The 17,869-nt window shown below is 71.3% G+C and carries 16 protein-coding genes; 12 read left to right on the top strand and 4 right to left on the bottom strand.

Annotated elements, in window-relative coordinates:
* Positions 1 to 2: 2 nt before the first annotated feature.
* From trbF to AVS7_RS23260, 10 genes are all read left to right on the top strand, one after another.
* Positions 3 to 707, top strand: coding sequence for a conjugal transfer protein TrbF (gene trbF, locus AVS7_RS23215; RefSeq protein ID WP_020230340.1), 705 nt, complete (start codon positions 3 to 5; stop codon positions 705 to 707).
* Positions 704 to 1,696, top strand: a complete 993-nt coding sequence (gene trbG, locus AVS7_RS23220; protein ID WP_015914703.1) for a P-type conjugative transfer protein TrbG — start codon at positions 704 to 706, stop codon at positions 1,694 to 1,696. Before trbF ends, trbG begins: the two co-directional genes overlap by 4 nt.
* Before the next feature lie 2 nt (positions 1,697 to 1,698).
* On the top strand, positions 1,699 to 2,970 hold the full coding sequence (locus AVS7_RS23225; RefSeq protein ID WP_015914702.1) for a TrbI/VirB10 family protein: 1,272 nt from the start codon (positions 1,699 to 1,701) through the stop codon (positions 2,968 to 2,970).
* Positions 2,967 to 3,212, top strand: coding sequence for a DUF2274 domain-containing protein (locus AVS7_RS23230; protein WP_015914701.1), 246 nt, complete (start codon positions 2,967 to 2,969; stop codon positions 3,210 to 3,212). The genes AVS7_RS23225 and AVS7_RS23230 overlap by 4 nt, the downstream gene beginning before the upstream one ends.
* 331 nt (positions 3,213 to 3,543) lie before the next feature.
* Positions 3,544 to 4,875 carry an HD-GYP domain-containing protein gene (locus tag AVS7_RS23235; RefSeq protein WP_020230342.1) on the top strand — a complete coding sequence of 444 codons (1,332 nt, stop codon included), beginning with the start codon at positions 3,544 to 3,546 and terminating at the stop codon, positions 4,873 to 4,875.
* Between the two features lie 8 nt (positions 4,876 to 4,883).
* Positions 4,884 to 5,576: a helix-turn-helix domain-containing protein gene (locus tag AVS7_RS24800; RefSeq protein WP_020230343.1), complete on the top strand. Its 693-nt coding sequence runs from the start codon at positions 4,884 to 4,886 to the stop codon at positions 5,574 to 5,576.
* 48 nt (positions 5,577 to 5,624) lie between these two features.
* Positions 5,625 to 6,095, top strand: coding sequence for a DMT family transporter (locus AVS7_RS23245; RefSeq protein WP_020230344.1), 471 nt, complete (start codon positions 5,625 to 5,627; stop codon positions 6,093 to 6,095).
* Between the two features lie 52 nt (positions 6,096 to 6,147).
* Positions 6,148 to 6,912, top strand: a complete 765-nt coding sequence (gene imuA, locus AVS7_RS23250) for a translesion DNA synthesis-associated protein ImuA (RefSeq protein ID WP_020230345.1) — start codon at positions 6,148 to 6,150, stop codon at positions 6,910 to 6,912.
* Entirely contained in the window at positions 6,875 to 8,206 is a 1,332-nt protein-coding gene (locus AVS7_RS23255) for a hypothetical protein (protein ID WP_020230346.1), read from the top strand. Before imuA ends, AVS7_RS23255 begins: the two co-directional genes overlap by 38 nt.
* Positions 8,203 to 11,397: an error-prone DNA polymerase gene (locus AVS7_RS23260; protein ID WP_020230347.1), complete on the top strand. Its 3,195-nt coding sequence runs from the start codon at positions 8,203 to 8,205 to the stop codon at positions 11,395 to 11,397. The genes AVS7_RS23255 and AVS7_RS23260 overlap by 4 nt, the downstream gene beginning before the upstream one ends.
* 67 nt (positions 11,398 to 11,464) lie before the next feature.
* Here the strand turns inward: AVS7_RS23260 and AVS7_RS23265 are convergent, their stop codons facing one another.
* The 4 genes from AVS7_RS23265 to AVS7_RS23280 all read right to left on the bottom strand — a co-directional run bounded on the left by AVS7_RS23265 (position 11,465) and on the right by AVS7_RS23280 (position 15,597).
* Positions 11,465 to 12,676 carry a tetratricopeptide repeat protein gene (locus AVS7_RS23265; RefSeq protein WP_020230348.1) on the bottom strand — a complete coding sequence of 404 codons (1,212 nt, stop codon included), beginning with the start codon at positions 12,674 to 12,676 and terminating at the stop codon, positions 11,465 to 11,467.
* Positions 12,677 to 12,706: 30 nt separating this feature from the next.
* Positions 12,707 to 14,410 carry a DUF4384 domain-containing protein gene (locus tag AVS7_RS23270; RefSeq protein WP_144425169.1) on the bottom strand — a complete coding sequence of 568 codons (1,704 nt, stop codon included), beginning with the start codon at positions 14,408 to 14,410 and terminating at the stop codon, positions 12,707 to 12,709.
* Between the two features lie 89 nt (positions 14,411 to 14,499).
* Complete coding sequence (locus AVS7_RS23275; protein WP_020230350.1) at positions 14,500 to 14,919, bottom strand: hypothetical protein; 420 nt, start codon at positions 14,917 to 14,919, stop codon at positions 14,500 to 14,502.
* A 63-nt stretch (positions 14,920 to 14,982) separates the two neighbouring features.
* Positions 14,983 to 15,597, bottom strand: coding sequence for a hypothetical protein (locus tag AVS7_RS23280; protein ID WP_024002177.1), 615 nt, complete (start codon positions 15,595 to 15,597; stop codon positions 14,983 to 14,985).
* A gap of 641 nt (positions 15,598 to 16,238) precedes the next feature.
* On the opposite strand from AVS7_RS23280, the gene AVS7_RS23285 reads away from it, so the two are divergent.
* Both AVS7_RS23285 and AVS7_RS23290 read left to right on the top strand, forming a co-directional pair.
* Positions 16,239 to 16,955, top strand: coding sequence for a response regulator transcription factor (locus tag AVS7_RS23285; RefSeq protein ID WP_020230352.1), 717 nt, complete (start codon positions 16,239 to 16,241; stop codon positions 16,953 to 16,955).
* 10 nt (positions 16,956 to 16,965) lie between these two features.
* Entirely contained in the window at positions 16,966 to 17,790 is an 825-nt protein-coding gene (locus AVS7_RS23290) for a sensor histidine kinase (protein ID WP_020230353.1), read from the top strand.
* The last annotated feature ends 79 nt before the right edge of the window (positions 17,791 to 17,869 follow it).

Raw genomic sequence — 17,869 nt, forward strand, 5'->3', positions numbered from 1 at the left:
CCATGCGATTCAAACGACCGCAGGTGCGCTACGCCGATACGCCGCAGCCTGCTACCCCGTACCAATCCGCCGCCCAGGTCTGGGACGAGCGCATCGGCTCGGCCCGCGTGCAGGCGAAGAACTGGCGCTTCATGGCCTTTGGCTGCCTCACCTTGGCCGCGCTGATGGCGGGCGGGCTGGTCTGGCGCTCGGCGCAGTCCATCGTCACGCCCTACGTTATCGAGGTGGACAACGCGGGCCAGGTGCGCGCCGTCGGCGAAGCCGCCACGCCCTACAAGCCCAGCGATGCGCAGATCGCCTACCACCTGGGCCGCTTCATCGGCTTGGTGCGCTCGCTGTCCATCGACCCCATCGTGGTGCGGCAGAACTGGCTCGATGCCTACGACTACACGACCGACAAAGGCGCGGTCGTGCTCAACGAGTACGCCCGCACGAATGACCCGTTCGCGCGCATCGGCAAGGAGTCAGTGACGGTGCAGGTGTCCAGTGTGACCCGCGCCAGCGACACGTCGTTCAACGTGCGCTGGACGGAGACGCGCTTTGTGAACGGCGCGCTGGATCGCACCGAACGCTGGAACGCGGTGGTTTCCACGGTGCTGCAAACCCCGCGTACCGAGCAGCGCCTGCGCAAGAACCCCTTGGGCATCTACGTCAACGGCCTGTCGTGGAGCCGCGAACTGGAAGGAAACGAAGGAGCAAAACCATGAATGATCTTTTCCGTAAATCCGCCTTGCCGGTGATGCTTCTGGCTTCGACCGTGCTGTTCTCTGGTTGCGCCACGCAGGGCAAGCCGCCGCCGTCCATTTCGCTCGATGAGCCGGTGCAGGCCCAGCCACTGCCGGAGCCGCCTGCGCCTGTGGAGGTGGTGGCCGTGCCGCAGGTGCTGCCGATGCCGGCGCAGATGAAACCTGTGCCGGATGCCAAGCCCGCCGCAGAACCCGCCGATGAAACCTTGCGGGTGTCCCGCGCCAACGCCGAGGCGCGCATTGCGCCCACGCGCGAAGGCTACGTCAATGCGATTCAGGTGTGGCCCTTCACGGATGGCGCGCTGTACCAGGTCTATGCGGCCGTGGGCCGCGTGACCGTGATCGCGCTCCAGCCCGGTGAGGAACTGGTGACGGTGGCCGCAGGCGATACCGTGCGCTGGATCGTGGGCGACACATCGAGCGGCAGCGGTGATGCGCTGCGCGTCAATGTGATGGTCAAACCGATCCGCTCGGGCCTCAAGACCAATCTGGTCATCACGACCAGCCGTAGGACGTACCTGCTGGAGCTGACCTCGACCGAGAAGACGTGGATGGCGTCGGTGTCCTGGGAGTATCCGAAGGACAAGATGCTGGCCTTGCAGCGCCAGTCGCAGGTGGCCAATGCCGCCGCGCCAGTCGATGCCGGGCTGTCGCTGGAGAAGATCCGTTTCCGCTACGCCGTCAGCGGCAGCAATCCGCCCTGGAAGCCGCTGCGCGCTTTCGACGACGGCGAGAAGGTCTACATCCAGTTTCCGCCGGGCATTGCCCAAGGCGAGTTGCCGCCGCTGTTCGTGATCGGCGCGCAGGGCGACGGGCAACTGGTGAACTACCGCTTCCGCGCGCCGTACTACATCGTGGATCGGCTGTTTGGCGCGGCCGAGCTGCGCCTGGGCGGAGACAAGGGCGATGTGGTGCGGATCGAGCGCACGGACGGCACGCGGAGGAACTGACCATGAGCCAGGACGACACTCCAGACCTTGCCGCGCCACAGGCGGGCAAGGTCGCGCCCGAAGCGGTGGCGCTGCGCGCCCAGCCGCGCCCGGTCACACGTTTGAACCGGCGCACGCTGGCCATTCTCGTCGGCGGCCTGTCGGTCGCAGTGCTCGGGGCCACGATTTGGTCGTTGCAGCCGCATCGGCGCGGGGCGGGCGAGCAGACCGAGCTTTACAACGTCGATCGCGTCTCGAAGTCGGAAGGGCTGGACGGACTGCCTGCCGACTACTCGAAGCTGCCGCCGAAGGTGCCTGAGCTGGGGCCGGCGCTGCCGGGCGACCTCGGCCCGGCCATCGTGCATTCTCAACAGCCGGTGACGCCAGCCTACGCACCGCCGGGACATGATCCGGCGGACGCCCGGCGCAAGGAGGCCGATGCAGCGGCGGGTTCGTCGGTGTTCTTCCGTTCGGGCAACCAAGGCAAGGCCACCGCGCCGGTCACGGCGCAAGCCGCTGCGGCTGCGCCCGGTAGTGCCTTGGCGGGCTTCGACCCGCTGGCCGCTGGCCCGGCCTCTACGGCGGCCCAGTCATCCGACCCGACCGCCGTGCAGAACCGGCAAGACCAGAAAGAGGCTTTCCTGAAAGGCGGCTCTACGGAAACCCGCAATTCCGGCAATCTGCAAATGCCGTCCTCGCCGTATCAGGTAATGGCCGGGACGGTGATGGCTGGGGCGCTGGTCACGGGCATCAAGTCCGATTTGCCGGGCGACGTGATCGCCACGGTGACGGAGCCGGTCTATGACTCGGCTACGGGCAAGTTCCTGCTGATCCCACAGGGATCGCGCATCCTGGGCAAGTACAACAGCCAGGTGAGCTACGGGCAGAGCCGCGTGCAGGTGGTGTGGAACCGCGTCATCCTGCCGGACACGTCATCGCTGAAGCTCGACAACCTGGCGGGCACCGACCCTGCCGGCTACGCCGGCCTGGAGGATGGCGTCGATTGGCATTGGGATCGCGTCTTTGCCGGTGCGGCGCTGACCACGTTGCTGGGCGTGGGCGCCGAACTGGCCGCGCCGGAGAACCGGCAGAACGGCAATCGCATCGTGATCGCTGGGCGCGACAGCGCACAGGACAGCATCAATCAGGTCGGACAGGAGATGACCCGGCGCAACATGAACATCCAGTCGACGCTGACCGAGCGGCCGGGCCTGCCGGTGCGCATCATCGTCAACCGCGATCTGGTGTTGCGGCCGTACCAGCCGATGTTCTTCCAGCGGGGGGCCATGCAATGAGCACGACCAAGAAGCTGCGGCTCGGGCCGCTGCCCAAGACCGAGAGCACGAAGCTCACGTTCTCCTGCCCGGCCAGCCTCAAGGCCGACCTCGACCGCTACGCCGCGCTGCACGCGCAGGCGTATGGCGAGGCGGTCGATGCCACGACGTTGATTCCCCACATGCTGGAGGCATTCATGGCCGGCGACCGGGGATTCAGGAAGGGAAGCGGGAGCAAGGCCGCACCGCCGAAGTCGGGTTGACGATACGAGCGTATCCGCCATCCGCTCACCAAGAAAGCGCAGCCCACTGGCTGCGCTTTCGCTTTTGAGGAGCCTTCTGGAAGTGCAGGACTATGATGACCGATGCGACCTTGCCTGCTGCGGTGCCCTTGCGCTTACCACCGCGAAGCGCCTATGCGGCACCTAGCTCGAAAAGCAGCAAGAGCACACAACGGCTGAAATCTAGCCTAACCTATTACCCCATAAGACCTTTTGCCCCGTTGCATGTCTGCATGAAAGACTTGACAGCGGACATTTTTCATGGGCGCCGCCGTTATAGTCGGCGGCAACATCCGCTGACATTTCCCCCTGCATGAACGCCCCCGAGCAGACCCTCGCCCCCGATGGCGCCGAAGACAACCCGCACTACCTGCGCGCCGTCACCGACATGGCAGACCGCTGCAACGTGGTGACGAACGAGGCCATCTACACGGACAAGGGCATCAAGCTGGTGGACAAGGGCGCGCGCGTGGACAGCCGCCTCTACGACCGGCTGGTGCGCTACAAGCTGCGCGGGCGCATCGACAGCCACCTCGCGGTGGACAACGCGGTCACGGTGCCCGCGCTCGTGCAGTTGGCCAGCGCGCAGTGCGAGAGCGACACCCTGGCCTACCTGCTGGTCCACACACTGGAGGAGGGCGCCCGCGACCGGCTGCTGGTGCCGCTGCGCGGCCTGCTGCTGCCGCCGCCGCTGGCCTTCAAGCTCACGGTCATGCGCGAGCAGCACCCGGCCCTGTTCGAGCACAGCGTGCGCATGATGCTGATGGCCGTGTACCTGGGCATCAAGAGCGGCTGGAGCGACCGCGAATGCGTGCCGCTGGCGACGGCGGCGCTACTGCACGACATCGGCGTGCTGCACATGGACCCGGTCTGGCACGACCCCACGCACAAGGTCACGGGCGTGGGGCGCAAGCAGCTCACGGCCCACCCGGTCACCGCCATGGTGGTGGTGCGCTCGCAGGGCCTCTACCCCAAGTCCGTCGAGCAGGCGGTGCTCGAGCACCACGAGTGCATGGACGGCAGCGGCTATCCGCGCGGCATGCGCGGGGAGGAGATCTCGCCCATGGGCCAGATCCTGCTCGTGTCCGAGGTGGCGACGGCCTTCTTCGAGAAATACGCCGACGACGCGCCCGCCCAGCGCCTGTCGCTCACCCTGCGGCTGAACCACCGCAAGTTTCCCCCCGCGCTGGTGGCCTGCCTGCTGCCCGTGCTGCAGATCAAGGCCGTGCAGGCCCAGGTGGACGTGGCCCTGGACGAGGTGGAGCACATCGTCGCGCTGCTGTCCGACGCCTTCGGCACCTGGGAATCGCTGTGCGCCCCGCTGCCGCCCGAATGGCTGGCCGCCGATTCCGGCCGCGCCTGCGCCTTCGTGGCGCGGCGGCTGGACGCGCTGCAGAAGACCCTCTACGAGGCCGGCTCCCATCCCGAGCAGCAGGCCGAGGCGCTGCCCCACCTGCAGGGCGACAGCCAGAGCCTGGCCGAACTGGCCCTGCTGGGGCGCGAGGCGCTGTGGCAGCTGCAGGTCATCCTCGACGCCACCCACGGCCGCTGGCCGAAGCTGGCCGAGCGCGCCGACATCGGCGACGCCGCCGTCGCCGACTGGCACGACGCCTGCACCGCGCGCCTGAAGCCTGCCGCGGCCTGATCGGCGGCATGGCGGGCGCCTGGTCCTATTGGCGCCCCTCGGCGGCGGCGCACGCGGTGGAGATCGGCACCGTGGCCGGACGGCAGGTGGCCCTGCCGCCCCATTTCCATGAAGGAGACCAGTGGGTGCTCGTGCTGCAGGGACGGCGGCGCATCGCCGTGGGCGGCGTCCTCCATCGCGTGGAGGCGGGCCAGGCGCTCTGCATTCCTGCCGGGGCCATCCATCGCTCCTTCGCGGAGGAGCAGGGCGTCCGCTGCGTGAACCTGTACCTTCCGCCCGGGTGCCATGGACATGCCCTGCGCCTGGACCTGGAGCGCGCCTGGCGCGCGGGCCGGGTGGGAGATTGGCAAGACGTGCTGGCGCTGGCCCAGGCGCACCGGTGCGCGGATGCGGTGCCAGCGGACGTGCGGGAGCACCGCGCGGAACGCCTGTGGATCGCACCGGCGGCGAGCGTGGCGGCGGCGGCCAACGCGCGCGGCATCAGCCGAGAGCACTATTCGAGGATGTTCCGTGCGCAGCACGGCGTTGCGCCCCAGGCGCACAGGCTGCTGCAGCGCCTGAACCTGGCGCGCAGCGGCTTGCGCGCCGGGGCCGCCCTCGCAGACGCCGCGGCGGGCGCCGGCTTTGCCGACCAGAGCCACCTGACGCGCGCATTCAGGCAGGCATTCGGCGTGAGCCCGGGGCGCTATCTCCGCGCCTGATCACATGCGTTCAAGACGGGGCCGGGGACGGTCCCTACGCTTGAATGCATGAAAACCTTCCTTCCCGCCATCCCGCCTCTCCTGTCTTCGCTGCTCGTCGTCCTGGCGGGCATGAGCGTGGCCCTGCAGCAGGTGCTCAACGCCAGCCTGCGCACGCAGCTCGGCTCGCCCTGGTGGGCGGGATTCGTCAGCTACCTCGTCGGGTGCGTCGCGATGGCCGCGGTCGCGCTGGCAGCGCCCGGCCCCGGCCTGTCCCTGGCGGGCCTGACGCCGGCGCCTGCGTCGTGGGTCGCGTGGTGCGGGGGGCTCTTCGGCGCGTTCTTCATTGCCGTGGCGATCCTGATGGTGCCCCGGCTGGGCGCGGCCCAGGTGCTGTCCCTGATCGTCGTCGGGCAGATGGCGGGCTCGCTGCTCCTCGACCATTTCGGCGGCTTCGGGCTTGCGCGGCAACCGATCAGCGGGCAGCGCCTGGCAGGCGGTGCGCTGCTGGTCCTGGGCGTTGTGCTCGTGCGCGCATGACAGGACACAGGCGCGGTGGTAGACTGTATTTTTATACAGTATTTTCGTCGCAATGTCCGCCCCTCCCACCCTTTGCCCAAGCGCGCTGCCCGGCGTCTGGCGGGGCCAGGCCTGGGCGGACGCACAGCAGCGCACCGTGGACACGGGCCACGCGGCCCTCAACGCGCAGCTGCCCGGCGGCGGCTGGCCCCTGGGCGCCTTGAGCGAGGTGCTGCAGCCGCCCCAGGCGCACCACGAATGGACGCTCTTGGCGCCCGCCCTGGCCGCCCACCTGGCGGGCGGGGCAGGGCGCGCCGTGCTCGTGGCGCCGCCGCTGGAGCCGTTCGCTCCCGCGCTGCGGCAGGCCGGCATCGCGGCGCAGCGGCTGTGCTGCGTGCATCCCGCGCCGGGCGGCAGGGATGCGGGCGCCGCCTGGGCCTGCGAGCAGGCGCTGCGCTGCGCCGACGTGCGGGCCGTGCTCGCCTGGCTGCCGCAGGCCAGCGCCGCCATGCTGCGCCGCCTGCAGCTGGCGGCCGCGCAGCAGCAGCGGCTGCTGTGGGTCGTGCGCCCCGAGGGCATGCGCCAGCAGACCAGCCCCGCGCCCCTGCGCCTGTGGCTGCAGGCGCGCGGCGACGTGCTGCAGGTGCATGTGCTCAAGCGCCGCGGGCCGCCGCTGGAGCAGCCCGTGGCGCTGCCCGCACGCGGCGAGCGGCTGGCCGCCGCCCTGCAGGCGCAGGCCTGGCGGCGCCGGCAGGCGCAGATGGCGGCGTGGGGCATGGCGCCGCCCCGGGAGGAAAGCCATGCACTGGCTGGCCTGGCACTTGCCGCCGGCCGCTGACGCCGGCCTGCCCGCCGGCGCCCAGGGCTGGTGGGCGCTGCGCTTCACGCCCTGCGTGGCGTTGCTGGACGAGGCCCTGCTGCTCGAAGTGAGCGGCACCGAGCGCCTCTGGGGCGGGCGCGGCGCCCTGCGCGCGCTGCTGCGCCAGCAGGCGCCGCAGCCCTCCGGAGACGGTCCGGGCGACCTCGGCGACCGGGACTGGGCCGAGGCGTCCACGGCCCTGCAGGCCCTGGCGCTGCTGCGCCTGCGGCGCGCGGGCCGCCCCGCGCCCTGGCGGGTGCCGCACGACCTGCCCGTCGCCACGCTGACGGCGCTGCGCCCGCACGCCGGCGCGCTGCAGCACCTGGGCTGCCGCACCTGGGGCGCGCTGCGTGCGCTGCCCCGTGCGGGCGTGGCCCGGCGCTTCGGCGCTGCCAGCCTGGAGGCGCTGGACCAGGGCTGGGGCGACAGGCCGCTGCCGCTGGACTGGATCGTGCTGCCCGAGCGCTTCGACCTGGAGGTGGAGCTACCCGCGCGTGCCGAAACGGCCGACGCGCTGCTGTGGGCCGGCCAGCGCCTGCTCGACGCGCTGCAGGGCTGGCTGCGCGCGCGCCACCAGGGCGTGCTGGCCCTCGAAGTGGCCTGGCACCACGACCTGCGCCGCATCGACGGCGTGGACCTGCCCGCTTGGCAGCGCCTGGAGCTGCGCACCGCCCAGGCCGTGCAGGGCACGGCCCACCTGCGCCGGCTGCTGGCCGAGCGCCTGGCGCGCCAGCGCCTCGCCGCTCCCGCCGACCGCCTAGCCCTGCGCAGCCTGCAGACGGCCGCGCTGCCCCAAGACAGCGCCAGCCTGCTGCCCCCGCAGGGGCAGGCGCAGCCGGGCGAGCCCTGGCACCAGCTGGTCGAGCGCCTCTCGGCCCGCCTGGGGCCGCAATGCGTGCAGGTGCCCGAGCCTGTGCAAGACCACCGCCCCGAGCGCATGCAGCGCTGGCAGCCCGCGTTGCAGGCCCCGGCCGGCGGCGCGCCAGCCCTGCCCGAGGGCGCCCAGGCGGGCACGCCCTGGCCGGCCTGGCTGGTGCGCCCGCCGCGCCCGCTGGCGCTGCGGGGCGACCGCCCCTGCCTGCACGGCCAGCCGCTGCGCCTGCTGGCCGGCCCGCAGCGCGTGGAAGCCGGCTGGTGGGAGGCCCCTGGTGAGGCCGAGGAGGGCCTGGCGCAGCGCGACTACTTCGTGGCCCACGGCCCAGAGGCCGGCTGGGTCTGGGTGTTCCGCGACCGGGCCACGGGCGGCTGGTTCCTGCAGGGGGTGTACGCATGACGGCGCTGCCGGGCTATGCGGAGCTGCACTGCCTGACCCACTTCAGCTTCCAGCGCGGCGCATCGCACCCGGCCGAGCTGGTGGAGCGGGCGGCCCGGCTCGGCTACACGGCGCTGGCCATCACCGACGAATGCTCCGTGGCCGGCGTGGTGCGCGCGCACCTCGCGGCGGCGCGCACGCCGGGGCTGCGGCTGATCGCGGGCAGCGAGTTCCGCTGGGGCGGCCTGTGCATCGTGGCGCTGGCGCGCGACCTGCAGGGCTGGGGCGATCTGTGCGAATTCATCACCGCCGCGCGCGCGCGGGCCGGCAAGGGCGGCTACCGCGTGGACGCGCAATCGCCCTGGCCGCTGCTGCGCGGCTGCGAGCTGCTGCTGGCGCCGTGCCGCGAGGCGCTGCCGGATGCTTCCGATTTGATAGCTGCTTGCGCTTGCCTGGAAAGCGCCAGAGGCCTGTTTGGCTATGGAAACTGCTGGCTCGCCGTGGAGCTGCACGGCGCCTGCGACGACGCGCTGTGGCTGCGCACGCTGGCGCAGGCCGGCGCGCGGCTGGGCCTGCCGCTGGTGGCCGCGGGCGACGTGCACATGCATTCGCGCCAGGCCAAGCCGCTGCAGGACGTGATCACCGCCGTGCGCCTGGGCCGCCCCGTGGCGCAGTGCGGCTTCGCGCTGCAGCCCCATGCGCAAAAGCGCCTGCGCCCGCGCGCCGAACTCGCGGGCCTGTACCCGCCGGCGCTGCTGGCGGCCACGCTGGAGGTGGCGGCGCGCTGCACCTTCCGCCTGGGCGAGATCCGCTACCGCTACCCGCGGGAAACCGTGCTGCCCGGCATGAGCGCGCGCCAGACCCTGGCCTGGCTCACCTGGGAGGGCGCGCGCGGCCGCTACCCGCAGGGCGTGCCCGAGGGCGTGGCCGCGCAGCTTGCCAAGGAGCTGGCGCTGATCGCGGAGTGCGGCTACGAGATGTACTTCCTCACCGTGCACGACATCGTGCGCTACGCGCGCAGCGAGGGCATCCTGTGCCAGGGCCGGGGCTCGGCTGCCAACTCGGCCGTGTGCTACTGCCTGGGCATCACCGCGGTGGACCCGTCGCGGACACGCCTGCTGTTCGAGCGCTTCATCAGCAGGGAGCGCGGCGAGCCGCCCGACATCGACGTGGACTTCGAGCACGACCAGCGCGAGACGGTGATCCAGTACATCTACGCGAAATACGGCCGCGAGCGCGCCGCCATCGCCGCCGTGGTCATCACCTACCGCACGCGCAGCGCGCTGCGCGACGTGGGCAAGGCCCTGGGCGTGGCCCCCGCGCTGGTGGACGCCTTCGCCAAGGAGCACCACTGGTTCGACGACGTGCACGCGCAGGACCATCTGCAGGCGCTGGCCGCCGGCCTGGGCGAGCCCCTGGACGCGCACACCGCGGCGCTGTGGCTGGAGCTGGCGCGCGCGCTGCGCGGCACGCCGCGCTACCTGAGCCAGCACGTGGGCGGCTTCGTGCTCACCGAGGACAAGCTCACGCGCCTCGTGCCCGTGGAGCCCGCCGCCATGGACAAACGTTCCATCATCCAGTGGGACAAGGACGACCTGGACGCCATGGACCTGCTCAAGGTGGACGTGCTCGCCCTGGGCATGCTGAGCGCGCTGCGCCGCTGCTTCGACGCGCGCGCCGCCCTGCGCGGCGAGCGCTGGGACCTGGCCGATATTCCCCGCGAGGATGAGGCCACCTACGACATGATCTGCCGCGCCGACACCGTGGGCGTGTTCCAGATCGAAAGCCGCGCGCAGATGAGCATGCTGCCGCGCCTGCTGCCGCGCGAGTTCTACGACCTCGTGGTGCAGGTCGCCATCGTGCGGCCCGGGCCCATCCAGGGCGGCATGGTGCAGCCCTACCTGCAGGCGCGCGAGCGCCGCCGCCAGTTGAGGAAAGAGGATCCTGACGCGCAGTTTCCTATCGAATTTCCGGATCTGGGTGATGCGCTGGAGCGTACGCTGGGCGTACCCATCTTCCAGGAGCAGGTGATGCAGATCGCCATCGACGGCGCGGGCTTCACCGCGGGCGAGGCCGACGAGCTGCGCCGCTCCATGGCCGCGTGGAAGCGCAAGGGCGGCGTGCACCGCTTCGAGGACAAGCTCAAGGATGGCTTGAAGGGTGCGGGCTACCCGCCGGAATTCGCCGACCGCCTGTTCCAGCAGATCCTGGGCTTCGGCGAATACGGCTTTCCCGAAAGCCACGCCTACAGCTTCGCCATGCTGGCCTATGCCAGCAGCTGGCTCAAGCGGCACGAGCCTGCGTGCTTCCTCGCCGCGCTGCTCGACTCCCAGCCCATGGGCTTCTACCCCCCTTCGCAGCTCGTGCAGGATGCGCGCCGCCACGGCGTGCGCGTGCTGCCCGTGGACGCGGTGGCCAGCGGCGTGGACTGCACGCTCGAAGGCCCCCTGGCGCCGATGCGCGGCGTGCGCGCGCCGCAGCCCGCCGTGCGCCTGGGCCTGCGGCTGGTGGCGGGGCTGGGCCGGGCGGCGGCCGGGCGGCTCGTGCAGGCGCGCGAGGCCGGCGCCTTCGCCAGCGCCGAAGACCTGGCCCTGCGCGCCCGCCTGGACCGCCACGAGATGCAGGCCCTGGCCGCGGCCGACGCGCTGCGCGCGCTCTCGGGCCACCGCCGGCAGCAGATGTGGGACGCGGCCGCCCAGCTGCGCGCGCCGCCCCTGCTGCAGGACGCGCCTTTCGGCGAGGCCGCGCTGGCGCTGCCCGCCGCGCCCGAGGGCGAGGACATCCTGTTCGACTACGCCGCCACCGGCCTCACCCTGCGCCGCCATCCGCTGGCCCTGCTGCGCGAGCGGCTCGCGCGCCTGCGCGTCGCCACCGCGCTGCAACTGCGCGCCGCGCCCCAGGGCCGGCGCGTGCGCGCGTGCGGCATCGTCACCGTGCGCCAGCGGCCGGGCTCGGCGCAGGGCACGATGTTCATCACGCTGGAGGACGAGACGGGGCCGGTCAACGTGATCGTCTGGCCGGCGCTGCTGGAGCGCTGGCGGGAGGCGCTGCTGCGCTCGCGACTGCTGGCGGTGGAGGGCGTGTGGCAGTGCACCCGGGCGCCGGGGGCGGGGGTGCCCGTGCGGCACCTGGTGCTGCAGCGGTGCCGGGACCTGACGGGCATGCTGGGGCGGCTGGCGGGCGTGCTGGAGGGAAGCCGGGACTTCCACTGACCGCCCAATGAAAAAAAGGGCGCAAACGCTTGTCCGGCAAGCGCGAGCAGCTATCGAACTTGAATGATTACCGCGGCCCCACGGCCCGCCCCGCCCGCCACTCCTGCGGAATCAGCACGAACAGCGGCGTCGGGTCCCGCACGAACAGCTGCGGCGTGGGCGGCGCCTGCAGCGTGAGTACCGACCCCTCGGGCGACACCTCCATGGTGGCGAGCTGCCGCATCCAGGCCACGTCGATCGTGCCGCCCGGCGCGGGGCGCGAATAGATCAGCTCCAGCATGCGCTTGGCCGGCCGGCTGCCGCTGGCCGCCGCGATCTGGTAGAGGCGGATGGCCTCGGTGTAGTTGGAGGGCACGCCGTCGCCCCGGTGGTAGCGGCGCGCCTGCGCGAGCCACTCGTCGGCAGCCTGCGGCGCGGTGGAGGAGGGCGCGCTCTGCTGCTGCAGCCGGCTGGCCAGCAGCCGCGCGTTGGAGGCGGCGGCGGGCGAGCGGCCGGCCGCCGCGCGGAACTGTGCCATGGCCTCGGGCAGGCGCGCGGCGGTCAGGTGGGCCAGGCCCTGCTCGTTGATGGCGTCGGCGTTGCCCGCCTGGGCGGCGCGCTGCAGCAGCTGGGCATGGGCGTCGGCGCCCGCCTGCGGCCCGCCGTGCGGGCGGGGCACGTGCAGGGGCGCCAGGCGCTCTTCCACCCACCATTCCAGCAGCAGCGCCAGGCCCGCGTCCACGGAGCGCAGCTGGGCGATCCAGGGGCGCGCGGCCGCGAGGTTGGACGGGCCCTGGCAGCCGTCGATCTGGCACCAGGCCAGCCCGGCGCTGGCGCGCGGCTCGCCCAGCGCCTGGGCGCGCTCGAACCAGCGCTGGGCCTGCAGGCGGTCCAGGGGCACGCGCTCTCCGTGCAGGTAGAGCAGGCCCAGCAGCCAAGCGCTGCGCGCGGCTGCCTTCTCGGCGCTGCTGCCGCGCCGGGCGCTGGCCAGGGCCGAGGCGCGCAGCTTCTGTAGCTGCGCCTGCGCGGCAGCATCGTCCGGCTCGGGCAGGCGCAGTGGGTCGGTCTGCGGGCTGCCCGAGGGCTGGATGCGCGGCGCCGTGGCGGAGCCGGACGGCTGGATGGCCGCGGGCTGGGGCTGCCCCGCGGGCTGCGGCGGCGCGGGAGCAGCCTGCACGGCCGGCTCCATCGGCGGCGGCAGCACGGGCTCGACGCGCGCCTGGGCGCGCGCCGGCAGCGCCAGCAGGGCGATGCCGATCGCACACATCGCGGTGCAGGCGGCAAGGGGGGCGGGCGTCATGGCGGCGTCCTCCAGCGGCGTGCGTGCGGGTCAGCGCGTGGCGGCCTGGGGCGCCGTGGCCGGGGCGGGCTGGGCCTTCTTGGGGATGACCTTCCAGTGCAGCCCCGACTGCACGTAGCCGCCTTCGCCCAGCCCCTGGCCGAAGGCGTTGGCCACGTCCTCGATGGAGCGGTAGCCCTGGATGTTGACCAGTGCCGAGCCCTGCAGCGGCGCGGGCAGCCGGGGCATGGCGTCGGACTCCGAGGCGAAGCAGGCGACGCGCTCGGTGCCGGGGCGGCTGGCGTCCATGATGAACGCAGGGTTGGGCACCAGCCAGTCGGGCAGGCGCACGGACTGGTGGGCCGCCACCAGCGAGTGCGGGGTGACCATGTTGGGCGTGAGCCGCATCACGTTGCCGCCGGCGTCGGCGAAGTAGCAGTACATGTGCGAGGTGCGCGACACCGTGGCCGAGACGAAGATCTGCTCGCCGACCTCGAAGGTGGGCTCCATGCCGGGCGGCAGCGTGTTTTCGAGCTGCATGTCGATCACGCGCGGCGGAGGCGCGGTGGCGGTGAGCGAAAGGCTGGAGGTGCGCACGGGCGCGGCGCCGGCCTTGGCCTCGGCCATGGAGCCGGTGGGGCCTGAAGGGCCCCACCCCACGCGCTGCAGCGCGCCGTCGGGGCCGAGCGCGACGAAGTGGCGCATCGCGCGCTCGTAGGTGTTGAAGTCGAGCACGCCGGTGGGCACCAGCAGGTTGTCGATCTGGAACTGGGCGAGCGCGGTGCGCAGCGCGGGCGAGTCCATGGCCAGCACGTCGGCGCCCGTTTGCAGGTAGCCCTGCGCGATGAGCGAGCTTTGCACCAGCTGCGCCTGGCCCACGCCGCCGCTCTCGTCGTACCAGTCGCGCATCTGGCGCTGGAAGTCGGGGTGGGTCTGGTCCAGCGTCAGGCACTGCCAGTAGGGCACGCGCGCCCACTTGCCCACCAGCTCGATGGTGGCCAGGTCGATCAGCGTGCGCATGGCGCCGCCCGCGCCCAGGGCGTAGTCGCGCCCCACGTTGAAGTTGACGCCGTAGCTGCCGATGCGCCCGGCCACGTCCAGGCCTTGGCTGCCGCTGCCGATCACCACCTCGTTGGCCGAGTCCAGGCCCGGGATGAGCGTGCGCGTGCGGAAGTCGCCCAGGTGCATCTCCAGCCCGATGACGGTGGCCGTGCGGTTCTGGCTGTAGCCCGTGTCCAGGCGGCTGGCGGAGGTGCCGGCGTCGAAGCGGTTGGTGACCACGTTCTGGTCCACGAAGGCGATGGCGCCCGAGACGTACAGCGCCGGGCGCTGCAACTGCATGAGGTTGTTGTTGAGCAGGATGGTGGTGAGGTTCTGCACCGTGTCCTGGCGCACGATGTCCACCTCGTAGTCCACGTAGCGGAAGGCATTGGACACGCGCGACATCTGCGAGAGGGCGGTGACGATCATGTCCTTGGCCGCCACGGGCACGCGGCTGGAATAGTCGATCACCTGCTTGCTGGTGATGAGCGTGGTGGGCACCTGCGCGGCGCGCAGCATGTGGTCCATGCACATCAGCGAATCGGAAAAGCTCGACACCGAGCGCGTGGGCCGCACCACGGGCCGGTTCGTGGTGTAGGCGGCGTTCTGCAGGCGCGAGTCCTTGCGCGGGTCCATGGGGGTGGTGCAGCCTGCGGCGAGCAGCGTGCCCGCCAGCAGCAGCCACAGCATCCGGGGTGTACGGCGGGTGTTCATGGCAAGGCCCTCTCTTCCCTGCACCAGCGTGATCGGACCCTGTTGGCCAGCGCCGGGTGCCGCACGGCGCCAGCCAGGGGAGAACGGGCTCACCAGCAGATGTTGACCAGGTCTCCGCGCAGCACCACCACCTGTTCGGTAGGCTTGCCGCCGGCGCCCGTGGGGGCCGCCGCGCCGCTAGTGCTGCCCACCGACTGCGAGCACACCACCTTGGAGCCCTTGGTGTCCACGGCGTTGACCACGTCCTTCTCGGTCAGGATGCCGGTGGTGTCGCCCGAAAAGGCCTTGGCCACGTAGCGCGTGAGGCGCGCCTGCTGCCAGGCGGCCAGGCCGTTGTTGTAGTTGATGTAGCCCGACCGGGTCTCGGACCCCCAGGGCTGCATCTGCACGGTCACCTTCTTCTGCAGGACCACCGGGTCTTCGCCGGGAGCGGACCATGCGGGTGCCATTGCGCCCATGCCCAGCGCCCAGGCGCCGAGCAGCAGGCGGGTCATGATGCGGCTGTCCATGGCGACTCTCCTGTTGTGGATCGACATGGCGCCGGAGCCCGGCCGGGCCCGGCGCCTCCGGGCTTACCACTTGCCGCTAGGCTTGCCGGGCTTGGTGGGAGCGCAGTTGCCGCCAGGGCAGGGGTCTTCGGCGCAGGCATCGTTGGAGGAGATGTTCTGCACGGCGTAGGAGTTGCTTCCCAGTGCCTTGTTGATGGCGCTGCCGCCACCGTTGAAGCTGGCGGTCTGGTTGGAGGCCGCGGCCACCACCACGTGCCCGAAGTTGGAGGCGATGTTCTGCGTGGCCTTGGCGCCGCTGCCGTCGGCCAGGTTGCTCAGGGTGCCGCCGTTCGTGTTCACGGTCTGGTTGGAGGAGCTCTTAATTTCCACTGCGCCGTTGTTGCTGGCCAGGTTCTGCCGAGCTACGGCGTCGTCGCCCCGGGCTTCGTTGGACACGGTGCCGCCGTTCAGGTTGGCCTGCTGGTTGGACGAACCGCCGGCGAACACCTGGACGGGACCGGCGTTCGATGCGACGTTTTGCATCGCTTCGTTGCGCGCACCCGAGGTGTTCGTGAGAGTCGCACCGTTGACACTGGTGTTCTGCGTGGACGGGCCGCTCAGCGTGATGGTGCTGGCGGGCTGGACTGCCATCGCTGCGGTTGCCACGGCGCTCAAGGCAAAGAATGCAAGAACTTTCATGACTGTCTCTCCTGTAACGTGTCGAAAAAGCCGAGCGTCCAGTGTCCCGGGGGACATCACCGGCGCCGCGGCTGGCCTGGACAAGGAGGCGGTCTGCCGTTGCCGGCGGGTCTGCCCTTTGTCTGGTTCCAGTGTCTGCAATGCCGCGCGCCGCAAACATCTCCGAAACGGGGTAGCCGGTTGCGGGTCCTTTGCTGCTCCCGTGCGCTGCCGCGAGGCGGCTCGTGAGAGAGGAAACAGATGGACAAGACCCGCGCGCCGCGAAGGTAGTGTCTTTCTGTAACGTTCGCATCTCCGAAAAGGGGATGTGTTTTCCTCCACCCACCGCGAATGGAAGCGCGCGGCGCCGCTGTGCGCCCAGGGTTGAAAGGCGGCGGGGCGGCCGCCTCCCGCGTTCATGGTGTTTTCCAAATGTGAATTGCGTAACTCCCGCGGGGCCGCATGGCACAGCCGCTTGTCATCGGGTGTAATTTCTGCTGCCGCGCGGCCAGGGACGGCGGGCTCCGCGGTGTTGCAGGACTGTGTGTTGTGTGCTTTTTTCAAGTGCGCCGCGGGAGATCCACATGCTGAGCTCGATGGGAACCAACGCTTGCGGCCTGGGACCGCTGGCGAGAAGCAGTCCGGACCAGGGGCCGTTCGCCATGCACCAGAGCCCGCCGGTCATCTGGCCGGATTTCCTGGCGGGGCAGACGGCCAAGCCCGTGCGCGTGCTGCTGGTGGACGACGACGCGCACATGCGCCAGGTGATCGCGCAGGAACTCATGGCTGATGCGCGCACGCTGCTGGTCGCGCAGGCCGCCAGCGTGCGCGAAGGGCGCCGCGCGATCAAGCAGCACGAATTCGACGTGATGCTGGCCGACATCCACCTGGGCGACGGCGAGGGGCTCTCGCTGATCGACTACATTAAATCCATCCGGCCATCGGCCGAGGCCATCGTCATCTCCATCATGGAGAACGACGACCAGGTGCTGCACGCCTTCGAGCTGGGCGCCACGGGCTACCTGGTCAAGAACTCGTGGTTCGGCAACTACCCGCAGGCCGTGCTGCAGGTGGCCAACGGCGGCGCCTCCATCACGCCCCACCTGGCGCGCCGGCTGCTGCAGCGCTTCGACGGCAATGGCGCCTCGGCGGCGGCGCATGCGCCGCGGCGCGCGGAGCACGAAACCGAGCGCCTGTCGCAGCGAGAGAAGGAGGTGCTGCGCATGGTGGCCAGCGGCTACACCAGCACGGAGATCGGCACCCGGCTGCTCATCAGCGGCCTCACGGTGAACACGCACATCAAGAGCATCTACCGCAAGCTGCAGGTGCGCACGCGCGCGCAGGCCGTGCGCTTCGCCTCGCTGCGCGGCCTGTTCTGAAGGCTGCGCCGTGCTCGCCCTCCAGCCCCCCGCATTCGCGCTGGTCTGCGTGGCCCTGTGGCTGGTGCAACTGGCGCTGGATCTGCTGCTGCTGTTCTTCGGCGACGGCCTGGAGCGCGACGCGGCGCAGCGTTGGCTGATCGTGAATGCCTGCGGCGCCGCGTTGCTGGGCGGGCTGCTGGTGGGGCAGCTCCCGCGCGCCTTGCGCTGGCGCCCCCGGCGCAGCGTGCGCCCCAGCCCGGAGCTGAAGCAGGAGCGCCAGCGCATCGCGCGCGGCCTGCACGACCAGGTGGGATCGCAGCTCGTCAATGCCATGGCGCTGGTGGATGCGCGCGACCCCACGGCGCAGCCGCTGATGCGGGCGCTGGAGCAGTGCCTGCTCGACTTGCGCCTGCTGGTGGACTCCATGGATGGGGACGACGATGCGCTGCCCGACTGCCTGGCACGGCTGCGGCACCGCATCCAGCCCGCGCTGGACCGGCGCGGCATCGCGCTGGCCTGGGACATTGCGCTGCCCGACGGCGTGGCCGTGCCCACCGGGGCGCCCGCGCGCGCGCTCACGGGCATCGTGCAGGAGGCCGTGAGCAACGTGCTGCAGCATTCGGGCGCATCGCTGCTGCGCATCGCCCTGCGCCACGCGGGACCGCCGCAGGGGGGCGAATGGCGGCTGGAGGTGGCGGACAACGGCCGGGGCCTGCCGATGGATGCGCCGCACGGGCCGTCGGGCCACGGGCTGGCGGGCATGCACCGCCGGGCGGCCAGCGTGAGCGGTACGCTGCGGCTCGCGCCGGCCGAGGGCGGCGGCACGGCGGTGCAGGTGCGCGTGCCGGGGTAAGTGTGCTTTTTGTTTGGCTCTGTCACAAATCTGTGTTGGTAGTATGTGGGCCAACGCGTTGACGGAGTGGGTTTGCCAT

The organism is Acidovorax sp. MR-S7 (assembly GCF_000400995.2).
Lineage (GTDB): Bacteria > Pseudomonadota > Gammaproteobacteria > Burkholderiales > Burkholderiaceae_C > MR-S7.